The sequence below is a fragment of the Paenibacillus sp. BJ-4 genome (assembly GCF_020404765.1).
In the GTDB taxonomy this organism is placed as follows: domain Bacteria; phylum Bacillota; class Bacilli; order Paenibacillales; family Paenibacillaceae; genus Paenibacillus.
Genome location: NZ_JAIVEM010000036.1, coordinates 1 through 10970, shown reverse-complemented (window position 1 = coordinate 10970; position 10970 = coordinate 1). Strand labels below are relative to the sequence as shown.

Sequence of the window (10970 nt, the reverse complement as noted above, 5' to 3'; positions counted from 1 at the left end):
CCTGGAGAAACAGGGGTAACACCCCGTTTCTCCCAGATACCAGACCATTATTATGTAAAGAAAAAGAACCCGCGTCTCAAAAAGACGGGGTTTCTCGACAATCTGCGTTGTATTTGCTGTTCATAAAAATCATTACAGAAACAGGAAACGACTAGTAGGTACCCAAAGTTAGCAATGATTCAAAAACGAAAAGAGCTGCTAGAGTAAAAAAGACAATGGAAATTCTAGAGTTATTCTTCCGCTCTTTAATTCCATAAGCACAGCAAAAGATAGCCATAGTGAATTGGGCACCACTTCGGCAATAGGCATTGCTCACAAAAAATATGCTGCTAAATTCGATTACTGCTGTGGTAAGAGCTAGTATATTAAACCATAAAGGATTTTTTCGAAATTGTTTATACATAAAGGTTTTCCTCCACCATTCCAACGAGATGTCTTATTGTTTTACCTACTAAGTGGTCCCGTCAACCCCCCTGCCTCTGCTCACCTAAATACACTTAAACAGAACCATTATAACGTGAATATTAAACTGTAAAAAAAGGATACAAATATTTATCAACGTACTTAGATCCCAGGCCCCAATAATCATAATTATAGTCCCTTGGATGTTGTATAAGGTGTTTTGAGCGTTCAATCCAGGCATTAAGCTGCTCAGTCTTAGCGAAATTGCTCACTTTTCTAATAGTAAGGCCAATTCTTTTATAACTTCCTCTTCTCCAGATTTAACAACATCACCGGTAAAAACATAAAGGCTACTTAGAAAAAATGAATAGGTTTGCATTTTTCGTCATCGACAAAGCTGCATATCATCGGTATGTTTTCAAAGCAATTCACAGCTAATTCCCAATCCTGATCCGGTATTTTTATATCGCTGTATGCCCATAGTTTAATTTTTTTTTTTGGTTTGGGTTCCAAGCATGTTGAGCATCTCTCCACATTCTGCCCCCCCTTATGCAATTGAGTTCTCATTCCCCGATAGTGCAATAATGATTGCCGCCCTAAAAGGAATTGGTACATCACTGCCTTAAATAAATAAGAATATTATAAACACAATGTCCAATTGTTGGAGCCCATATTGAAGAAGTCTTTTTATATATAAATCCAAGAATGTATCCTACGAGAAATATGGTCACATAGTTAAGAAGTGAATATCCTGAAATAATACCTATTGGAAAGTGTATCCCCATAAAAAGTATCGCTTGTATAAAGTTATATCCCTTCACCCGATGGTCTCTTAGTTTATTCATAATGAATCCCCGGAACACTACTTCTTCAGAAAACGCCGCTAACGGTGTAATGATCCATCTGATTCCTATGTCAAAACTAAAACCTTTAAAGATAGCAAGCTCAATTACTACCAATAAGAATCCAATAATTCCGCCTGTAAATACTCCCTTGATAACATTGTGTTTTAATTTTAAGTAGCCGATGATTTGTTGCGGCCTTACTCGATCAATATATATGAAATAAATGACCACCAGCCCGATCCAAAAAATCAATTTTATCAAGAAGGATATCAGATAAAGCCCCAAATCAGATATTTTGGGATGAAATGTTAGCTCCTTAATTGTCCAGCCCATATAAAAAATTAATATAAAGTGAGTAAGTTTACTTTTAGTCATTTTTTTGTTCCTTTTAATAAATTTCAGCTGATAGTTTTATATTACCAAAAATAGTTCTGTAACTCCAATACCACAAGTAATTTTGGATTGGCGTTTATCCGGATAAATAGAACGTTAATGACGCTCTAAAAATTTAGCATATCTCCCATTAGTTTGGTTGCATGTCATCCCAGCGGCAGGATCGTGGTGTAGTGTCTATATAGTAATTTTTCCATACATAACTGCCCGTTAGCTCAACAGGCTGCCGATATTATGGCAGCCTGTGTTCTTCTTTGTGCTATCGTTCCCCGATAATTCAACGAAGCCTAATTCCTTTCAGAAACAGAAGAAGATCCACAATTCTTAGAACTGGCAACTTCGTGTTATGCGCTATACGGAATCCAGTATACAATACAGCCAAATGTTTGAGCGACCAAAGAGAACTTTTGCTCGTCGATTCGCAACTTTTCTGTTCAAGGAGTCGTCTTATCAACTGTACAATGTACAGAGTACAGTTTGACCACTAAATATACATAAACACAAAGCTAATCTCCATTTTGAAATGCTCTTTTGCCCAATTGTGATAGCCGCACGACCCGGTAACCCGGCTCATCTCCAGTCGTGAACTCCGATGGCTACGGTGTGCTTTAACGTCCCCTCGGTAATTCATCTCAGCCAAATGCCAAGCATCTGCTGCATCTGTTTTCACCTTACGAAGCTGTGTGCCTTTCGATCGTTTCGCTTGCAGGGGGTTGACGATGTAATGAATCCATCCACTGCGTTTAAGATACCCTACCAGATTTCGATGGTAATGTCCGGTTGCCTCAAGGACAACAACGGGCATTGTTAAGCGATAGGGGTGCATAAGCCCCTGTATAGCGCAGGTTTCCGCTCTCGTTTTGAGAGGGGTAAGGGCTTTACTGCGTGACACACCCATAGTAAAAACGGGGTACGGTTGGTCTATGAATGACCGCCGCGCCCCGTTCTTTATATTATTACACTGTTTTCTTTTTCTGACTAATTGCGTGTATATATTTAATAGTAAGCTTCCATAAGACTTTCCCGAGCCAAAACATTAACACACCAATCACAATAGAAATTGGCAAGAACTGCATTGGGCTTGGTGTAAATGCTCCCATTTCGATTGTTATTCCGGCAATATCATATCCCATAAGATACCCGAAAAATTTAACAATTCCGCCTATCAGCGTAATAACTCCACCAACCATTAAAGCAATGGAAAGAGTACTGATGAACGGCAAAAGTAACATACCGCTGACGCCTGCAAAGCTGCTACAAAATGCAAATATTGCGCCGAATTTATGCCAACTAAATTTACTGTTCTTTGAAATAGCTTCACCTAAGTATGCTGTCGCTAATTCTTTTGGGTTTCCTAACCGTTCGATGATTTGCTCAGAAGATACACCATTATTTTGCAATTCAAGCATTACGCTTTTGATTTCTTTTACAATGTCAATACGCTCGGAATCGGACATAGATTTCAAATACTTTTCAATTTTTACAAGATAGTCATTCATAATTTTATCCATAATCTAACTCTCCTTTAATTTCTGATATAGCTGTTAATAAATTATCCCATTCTAAGGACATCACTTTTAAGTATTCGTTTCCTTTTTCTGTAAGGGTATAATATTTTCTCGGTGGCAAGCCCTCTGTACTTTCTTGCCAAGATGAAGAAATATATTCTTCTTTCAATAATCTTCTAAGCAGTGGATAAATTGTATTTTCTTTTGCAGCAACAATAGGATACCGCTCTAACTTACTTATGATTTCATACCCATAATATGGTCGTTGCTTTATTAGCAATAGAATACAGAAATCGAGTGTTCCTCGCTTAATTTGTGATTTCCAATCTTCTACATTCATGTATTGTACCTCCTGCATATATATCGTACAACACAGTACTATATTTATCAATAGTAAATTCAGTACCAACAACCGCCGAACGCAGAGGCTTTTGAACTAGAAAGGTATATTTTTAACTATAAAAACTATGACAAAATTTATCCGTATTTTCCTTTTTTCCTATTTGCTAAATTCAGCAAGTAAAATATTTTTAAAAGGATTAGGACTGTTATCTCTACCCAAACTGTTCAAACTGACGACCAACGTATGCTTGCCTCCAAGTGTACCTCCTGCAAAAGTAGAAAACCCTAGAATGCCACCTATGTGCCCCCATACCGAGACACCGTTTGGAAGCTTAAATTCAGAGATTCCAAGACCATATCCATCGATTCCTGATCTTCCTACAGGAACTGTAGTAAGCATTTGTTTTAGTTGCGGTTCCTTCAGTAATTTGCCACCGAGCAAGGAAGAGAAGAACTTATTTAAGTCGTCAGCAGTAGAAATCATATCTCCAGCCGAGCTACCTGCACTTGGATTATAATAAGTAACGTCTTTTATCTCACTTGCTTCGTCTGGTTGGGAATATCCCCGAGCATGCTTGGTGCCTGGAATAACGCTTGAATTGCCAGGTAGGAATGTATCCGACAATTCAAGCGGTTCAATAATCCGTTTTTCAATCTCTTCCGCGTAGCTGTTTCCGGTTACTTTTTCAATAAGAATACCCAGTAATACGTATCCCGTGTTTGAATAAGACCAGCTCTTTCCTGGGACAAAGTCTGGGGGCAGAGAAATCCCCATCTTCACTATTTCATCAGCCGTATACGATTTTTTTGTATCCATAAAATCAGCGTCTTTTGACCTTGAGTATTCAGCGATACCACTTGTATGGTTCAATATCTGCCGGATGGTAATCTGTTTAGCATTATATCCGTTTCCTTGAATGACACCAGGCAACCATTTTTCGATGGAGTCGTCTAGATTTAAGCGGTTCTCTCCAGCTAATTGAAGTACAACCGTTGCGGTGAACGTCTTCGTCACGCTGCCAATGCGAAATCGAAAATCTGTTTCCATTGGTTTCTTGGTGCTCAGATTCGCTATCCCAGCGGCATAACCCCACGTTTTTCCACCCTCAGAAGTTTTAGCAAGTATCCCCGGGAATCCAAGTTGCAATGTATCCCGCATTGCTTGCTTGACGGAATTATGATCTCGTTGAGTGGTTGTTTGTAACGAACTAGATACATTTTGAGTGGGCTCTGCTTTTACAATTGAGGTTGGCAATGTGTATAGCAGGGAACTTCCAGTTATTAAAAGGGCCAGACTTGCAAATGTAATTTGACTACGTATTTTCATAAGAAATTCCTCTTCTCTATTAATATTGTAAGTTTGTAATCATCTTCATAATTGTTGTTTTACCAACGCCATTCTGTCCTAACAAGCGGTAAATTCCTCTTTTTTTCGCATCCCGGAAATTAATTCTTTTCCTTAAAATACTCTGTTAACTGGTTTGTTTTTCATATATTCGTCATATCTGTTCCGCCTTTCACACCTACCTCCTGCATATACATCGTACAACACAGTATCTCAATTATCAACAGTATATCAGAATTTTTTTATTCAACGAGAGATATTTTGAAAGAAATTCAGTATCAACAACCGCCGAGCGCAAGCAGAAGCAGCGGGATGTTACGCAATAGGGGCGCATAGGCCCTTGTATAGTGCTGGTTTCCGGACGCGTTTTGAGAGGAGCAAGGGTTTTATACCTTTTCCCTCAAAATCATCGTTCTGCTGCGTGACACACCCATAGTAAAAACGGGGTGCGGTTGGTCTATGAATGACCGCCGCGCCCCGTTCTTTTTTTGTGCTTATCGTTCAGTTTCCTTTTGCCGTTCGGCTTCTCTTGGCTGTCGCAAAATCCCATCAATGTTCCGCTTGATAACGTCGTATTCCTTTACCTGCTTTTTCAGTTTCCCATAGTCGGTATACAGCTTTTCCTCTTGAAGCCTTTTGTATTCCGCTTGCAGGGCGGCGATGTTCGGGAGCCTGCCGCCGATCTGCGCTGCCTTTAATACTTTGGTGGCTGCTTCATACAAAAAAATACTGCTTTCGTGCCCTGCGCGGTAGCTGTCCTTATACTTTGCTCTGCGGTAGCCGTCACATCGATCAGGTCATTACGAAATCTATTAGTATATTTCCACATTTTATTCAACTATTCTGCCCGTTAGCTTAAGGAAGAACCGTCAGTCTTTTTCTAGTCTACAACTTTATTTTCTTCTGACAGCTGATGCAGGATTTCTAGCTTGCTGCGTTCGATTAGGCTAAGATGTGAATAACTCATGGACTGATTCTCCTTGTGTGAATGCTGGTGTTGGAACTTTCATTCTACACGAATCAGGTCATGGGCCATTTTTTTATTGATTTCCAGCAGGTGTCCACTTCATATTACAATCCGTCAAATGAAGAAAGGATGGTAGTGAAAGATGAAACTGGAAGCAAACAACAAGTTAGTCATGATTGGAGTTTCTGTCACGGTGCGAATGCGGCTGTAACGGCCGATAAGAGATTAAGGAACAAATAGAGCCTTGTCAATGAAAAAGGAGGCTTCTTGGCGAAGCAAAGGTGCTTTGGAGCGGAAATCGACTGAACCGTCAGAATTGGTTATTGTGACTGGATCCGTAACTCCGGCAGCAACAAGCTTGCTTACGGCCTTGATAGCCGATTCATCGGTTTGCCCTGCCAATCGCACCTCATCGCCAAGCGGCCATGGAAGAGGAATGCGCGTTAAGATGACGGCCATTTCTTCCCGAGTTATCGTGCGATCCGGTTCAAATCGGCCTCCGGGCTCCTCCCCCAACCAATGATGCTCGACCGCCGCCTGTATCTCTTTGACCGCAAAATGGTGTTCGATATCCGTGTAACCGGATTTCGATTTGGAGGGCGGATAGCCGACAGCATGCAGCAGCATTGTGATGAATTCCGCCCGGGTCATGGGTGCCTTGGGGTCAAAGCTGCGCCCATCTCTTCCATTGATGATATCCAGCGAATGGAGCTTTTCAATAGACGGTTGGTAGGGGCTTTCTTTCGAGACATCGGAAAACAGCGCTTTTTCCTGCATTTTGGGCGAATAGGCTAACGGTGATTTGGTAGGTCTGTACATATAAGCAATACCGCCATCCTTTTGTTCAAGAAATGCTATTTTCTTCCCGTGGTCATCCATAAACAACAAGGGATCTATCTTTTTCAAAGTAGTCTTGCCATTCCTCAATTTGTATTTGTCTTCCGCTACAAGTTGTCCGTTATTGTACGTAATTCTAGTCACAAATGCCGGGGTATGCAGGTCTCTGTATAATCCGACGTAACGCGCGGCTTGCTGTTCTGTCAGAGGTGATACCGATTCAGGCGTCTCGGTGCTCTTCGGATAATAATGGTTCATAAAGGCAGCATACAAATCCGAGCGCAATTCGGAATCATTATTATAAATGACGAACAATCCCGTTTTGCGCTCAGGCAGTAGCCATATCCATGAGGCATATCCGGGGATGTTCCCGCCTTTGCCGACGACATACTGACCATTCGACAGTTCATTGAAAATGCTTTCAAATCCATAGCTTGTAATAGGTATGGCCGGATGAGCGAAAACGGAAAACTTGCTCATTCGCTGAACACTTTGTTCGCTTAACATTTGCCGATCTCCGGCCTTTCCTTTTTGCAGAAGCATGACCATGAATTTAGCCATATCGCTTCCGGTGGACAACATTCCGCCCTGAGGCATGTCCGTAGGATAAATGCCATACTCCGGATATGGCGTGCCTTGCGGATCGTAAGCTGTAGCCATTCGGGCTTTAAGCTCTGGGGTTACAAGATCATGGGAAGAATTCATGCCGAGCGGCTGAAAGATGTTTTTATCCATGTATTCATGAAAAGGGAGCCCGGTAACTTGTTCCACGGCATATCCCGCCAAAGCAAAAGCATAATCGTCATACTGGTAGGCTTCCCCCGGCGTCCGGACGATGGTTGGCATTCGATCAATTAAGAAATCTCGAAGAGAAGTCTCTTGATTAAGAAGATCGGGCGAGGCGTCATCATCTTTTTCATATGGGAAATCGAACCCAGTCATGTGGGTCAGCATATTTTCCATAGTTAGCGGTTTACCTGTCGAATTGGGTATTGTGATACCTCCGAGATAGGATTGGATGTCCTGATCCAGCTTGATCTTCCCTTGGTCAGCAAGCTGCAGCACAGCCGCAGCCGTAAACGTCTTAGAAATGGAACCGATGCGAAAAACGGTATTGGAATCAACTGGGGTTTTGCTTTCTTTGTTTGCATACCCGTATCCTTTGGATAAAACTACTTGTCCGTCCTGAACGACGACGAACATGGCACCCGGGACATTGAACTTCTTCAAGCTTTCCCCAAAGTAATTGTCCGCGAAGGCCTCCACTTCTTTGGGGTCAACCGGACCGCTTGGAGCAGCAGGAACAGCTGCAGGTTGAATCGCTGTGATTGTTTGCCCCTTAAGAGGGGGCTGTTCCGCACTAACACTATGCCCTCCGACCAAAGCAATCAAGTAAGTCACAGCTAGAGACGTGCTTAGCGTTACAGCGAGCACTTTTGTAACTCTTTTTTTACGCATTAGAAAATTCTCCTTCAATGAAATTGGTATAGGCTGGAAGTGCCCTCTCAGTATAACATGATGGATTATTTCCCCACACAGTCTTCCGTCTAGTTCATTACCTAGACTAAGGTCAAGCAAAAAAGGATCAGACCGCAGCAGCGACCTGATCCTTTGCACTATTATTTTCAATGCTTGTACTGCGGATAAACACGGCCCTACTCAAGCGCTTCCTGGGGTCCCGCCAACATTTTAACGAAAATATACGCTAAGCCTTTGGATGTGGCCGGCATAGCGTTTTTTTACTCCTAAGGGGCTTCCGCATACAATATAGGAAACATTAACCTAAATTTCGAAAGTAACCTTCTATTAAAAAACAAAAAAAAGGGCTCAAATCTTTGGTAGAATGGTGTTTGCGAGAACAAAATCACCCAAAGAGAGGAGCACCTTTTAGGTGAAGTCTACCACACCCATCCATAAAATCAAGACCGAATTTTCACTGGATCAGTCCACAAGCATCGGAGGAAGCAAGATCTTCCTCGATTATCTCGAAAAAATTAAACTGAGCCAGGTGCTGCAAATCTTAGCCGGAGGCAAAGCACACAATGCCTTGTTTTCCGTGCATCGCATTCTGCTATATCTCATTGTCGGCTGGGTTCTCGGCTGTGAGCGTCTTTTTCACTTTCGCCGATGGCAAAAGGACTCTCTCCTTCAGCGGTTTCTTGGAGGACGCTGTCCACACCACTCCCTTCTCTACAAAGAACTGGATCGGCTGGGGAAAACCAATCCCCATGTTCGAATGGAACTCCGGCAAGTGAACCTCGAAGTGATCCGGCCTTGTCTGCCTTCCAAGCTCATTCTTGATTTGGATTCGACGGTGGAGACGGTCTATGGCCATCAGGCCAAAGCAGCAAAAGGCGTGAATGCCCATAAACCGGGGCGAAAAAGCTACCACCCCTTGCTCGCTTTTGAGGGACAGTCCCGCCTTTGCCTGAATGCCGTGCTCCGCTCAGGAAATGTTCACTCCTCCACCGAGGCTGTCCCTTTTCTGGAAGAGACCTTTAACCTCTTCGGTCAGCATCAGGTTCTCTATTCCCGGTTTGACAAAGGTTTTGGCGGCGAAGACTTCTATTCCATGTGGGAGGGGCGGAAGATTGGATACGTGGGCAAAATGAAATGGACAAAGCGTTTGGCAACAGAAGTGGCCGCTTGCCGGTACTGGAAACGTTACGTGGACGAAGACTGGATCATTGAAGGCATCGCTCTTGGGTACCAAGCCACGTCTTGGAAAAAGCCTCGGCGGGTCGCCGTGATCCGCAAGGCAAAAGTCGTTGATGATGACCAAGCTTGTCTCCTGCTGGATACCGACTGGGAGTACGAGGCCATCGTCACGAACCTGGATTGGGAATCCATCGATTTGTGGCGCTTTTATAACCAACGCTGTTGTATGGAGAACTACATCAAGGAAGCCAAACGCGGATTTTCCATCGACAAAATCGCCACCGGCTCTTTTGAAGCGAATGAAATCGACCTGCTCGTCAAATTGCTGGCCTATAACCTCTGCGAACCGGTTCATAGGGGCTATACCAATGCAAGGTTTCGTCTGGAATTCTTCCACTGTGCAGCAACGCTGGTGAGTCACAGTCGAACCACCGTCCTCAAACTGGCGAAGATATTCACAAACCGCCACAGCTGGAAACGGATGGAATTCCGCATTGCCCAGCTAGAATGAAGACTTCTAAAATCTAACATGGAAATTCAGATGCCCGGTCTTCTGGGTGGGGGAAGTTGTATGCTGGAAATCAATTTTTGAATATTCCCCCTGTAAATTATCCCTGATTCTTACAGGTTTTTCGAACGCTGAGTCTCTCGATTCCTTACTGTTACGGGCTTTCGAAATTCAGGATAAAGTGAATTTACTTTTTAACTCATACTTATTGTAATCTTTTCCATTTCCATTAATAATATCTTCTATATCCCATGTAAGTTCTTTGCATTTTTGAATTATATGCTGCTTGTTCAATGAAATAAAAATTGTAACAAGAGCACTGATTGTTAATAAACCCGCAGCAATCGCAACCACAAATGTCAAATTGTGATTAAGTGTATCATTTCTAAATTCACCAATAAGGATACTAAAAATATTATGTATTTTCTCCATATAAAAACCTCGCAATACATTTTTTTCGCAATATTTAAAAATCTCATTTACATATGATACGGTTCACTGGAATTAATATTCAACTATCCTGCCCGTTACTTCAATGAAAACTAGGGAACAGCTGCAACGGCAATCTGCTCCCTGGTTATTCCACTAACGTTTCCCGTTAGCGTAATGTCCAGTTAATTGTATTAGTCTCCGACTCTTCGAAGATTAAAGATTAGTTTGACAAGCACATTTGCTTGATCGATCGTCTGTTTGACAGTTGCAGCGGCAGAGCGATCAGTGGCTAACCGAAGACCTTGGCCCGCCCAGAGTGACATGTACTCAGGGTTATTCGCTTTTGCAGCTGCCTGGCGAATGTCCCTCGTCATTGCGTTTTGAATTGGGTAGGCAGGAATTNAGAGTACACGCGAGTAATTTCGGTGCAATCCTCATTTTCTGAAAGAATCTTCTGTTTGTACGTTGTATGAGCACCGCTTTCGGGACACGCCAGAAAGGCAGTTCCCATTTGTACGGCGGCGGCTCCTAATGCGAGGCTTGCTATAAGCCCCCTTCCATCCATGATGCCTCCCGATGCGATGACTGGAATTGTTACATGATCCACGATCTGCGGAACAAGAGCCATGGTGCCTATCTGAGTGTCGGAAACGCTCTTCAAGAATGTGCCGCGATGTCCCCCAGCTTCACTTCCCTGGGCTACAATTGCGTCTACACCAGCCGCTTCCAATTG

At 42.8% G+C, this 10970-nt stretch carries 10 protein-coding genes and 1 pseudogene; 1 reads left to right on the top strand and 10 read right to left on the bottom strand.

Features of this window, described 5'->3' with window-relative positions:
* Positions 1–1016: 1016 nt before the first annotated feature.
* The 8 genes from LCF57_RS07515 to LCF57_RS07485 form a co-directional block, all read right to left on the bottom strand.
* Positions 1017–1622 (bottom strand): CPBP family intramembrane glutamic endopeptidase, encoded by a 606-nt coding sequence (locus LCF57_RS07515; protein ID WP_226000130.1) that lies wholly within the window; start codon positions 1620–1622, stop codon positions 1017–1019.
* 502 nt (positions 1623–2124) lie between these two features.
* Positions 2125–2445: an IS110 family transposase gene (locus LCF57_RS07510; protein WP_226000129.1), complete on the bottom strand. Its 321-nt coding sequence runs from the start codon at positions 2443–2445 to the stop codon at positions 2125–2127.
* A gap of 151 nt (positions 2446–2596) precedes the next feature.
* Positions 2597–3151: a DUF1700 domain-containing protein gene (locus LCF57_RS07505; RefSeq protein ID WP_226000128.1), complete on the bottom strand. Its 555-nt coding sequence runs from the start codon at positions 3149–3151 to the stop codon at positions 2597–2599.
* On the bottom strand, positions 3144–3488 hold the full coding sequence (locus LCF57_RS07500; RefSeq protein ID WP_226000127.1) for a PadR family transcriptional regulator: 345 nt from the start codon (positions 3486–3488) through the stop codon (positions 3144–3146). The genes LCF57_RS07505 and LCF57_RS07500 overlap by 8 nt, the downstream gene beginning before the upstream one ends.
* A gap of 159 nt (positions 3489–3647) precedes the next feature.
* On the bottom strand, positions 3648–4817 hold the full coding sequence (locus tag LCF57_RS07495; protein WP_226000126.1) for a serine hydrolase domain-containing protein: 1170 nt from the start codon (positions 4815–4817) through the stop codon (positions 3648–3650).
* Positions 4818–4836: 19 nt separating this feature from the next.
* Positions 4837–4902 carry a hypothetical protein gene (locus LCF57_RS28115; protein WP_407672911.1) on the bottom strand — a complete coding sequence of 22 codons (66 nt, stop codon included), beginning with the start codon at positions 4900–4902 and terminating at the stop codon, positions 4837–4839.
* Positions 4903–5329: 427 nt separating this feature from the next.
* Positions 5330–5557: a hypothetical protein gene (locus tag LCF57_RS07490; protein WP_134912602.1), complete on the bottom strand. Its 228-nt coding sequence runs from the start codon at positions 5555–5557 to the stop codon at positions 5330–5332.
* Between the two features lie 470 nt (positions 5558–6027).
* Positions 6028–8097, bottom strand: coding sequence for a serine hydrolase (locus tag LCF57_RS07485; protein ID WP_049825158.1), 2070 nt, complete (start codon positions 8095–8097; stop codon positions 6028–6030).
* A gap of 433 nt (positions 8098–8530) precedes the next feature.
* Between LCF57_RS07485 and LCF57_RS07480 the strand changes: the two genes are divergently transcribed.
* Positions 8531–9808: an IS1380 family transposase gene (locus LCF57_RS07480; protein ID WP_226000125.1), complete on the top strand. Its 1278-nt coding sequence runs from the start codon at positions 8531–8533 to the stop codon at positions 9806–9808.
* A gap of 168 nt (positions 9809–9976) precedes the next feature.
* Here the strand turns inward: LCF57_RS07480 and LCF57_RS07475 are convergent, their stop codons facing one another.
* Positions 9977–10237, bottom strand: coding sequence for a hypothetical protein (locus LCF57_RS07475; protein WP_226000124.1), 261 nt, complete (start codon positions 10235–10237; stop codon positions 9977–9979).
* A gap of 191 nt (positions 10238–10428) precedes the next feature.
* Positions 10429–10970: pseudogene (locus LCF57_RS07470) on the bottom strand (NAD(P)H-dependent flavin oxidoreductase); the annotation flags it as partial.

What these genes read in the sequence shown, in the direction of transcription:
- LCF57_RS07510 (WP_226000129.1), bottom strand. Translation starts at nt 2,445, where the DNA reads ATGCCCGTTGTTGTCCTTGAGGCAACCGGACATTACCATCGAAATCTG.
- LCF57_RS07495 (WP_226000126.1), bottom strand. Translation starts at nt 4,817, where the DNA reads ATGAAAATACGTAGTCAAATTACATTTGCAAGTCTGGCCCTTTTAATA.
- LCF57_RS07485 (WP_049825158.1), bottom strand. Translation starts at nt 8,097, where the DNA reads ATGCGTAAAAAAAGAGTTACAAAAGTGCTCGCTGTAACGCTAAGCACG.
- LCF57_RS07475 (WP_226000124.1), bottom strand. Translation starts at nt 10,237, where the DNA reads ATGGAGAAAATACATAATATTTTTAGTATCCTTATTGGTGAATTTAGA.
- LCF57_RS07515 (WP_226000130.1), bottom strand. Translation starts at nt 1,622, where the DNA reads ATGACTAAAAGTAAACTTACTCACTTTATATTAATTTTTTATATGGGC.
- LCF57_RS07505 (WP_226000128.1), bottom strand. Translation starts at nt 3,151, where the DNA reads ATGGATAAAATTATGAATGACTATCTTGTAAAAATTGAAAAGTATTTG.
- LCF57_RS07500 (WP_226000127.1), bottom strand. Translation starts at nt 3,488, where the DNA reads ATGAATGTAGAAGATTGGAAATCACAAATTAAGCGAGGAACACTCGAT.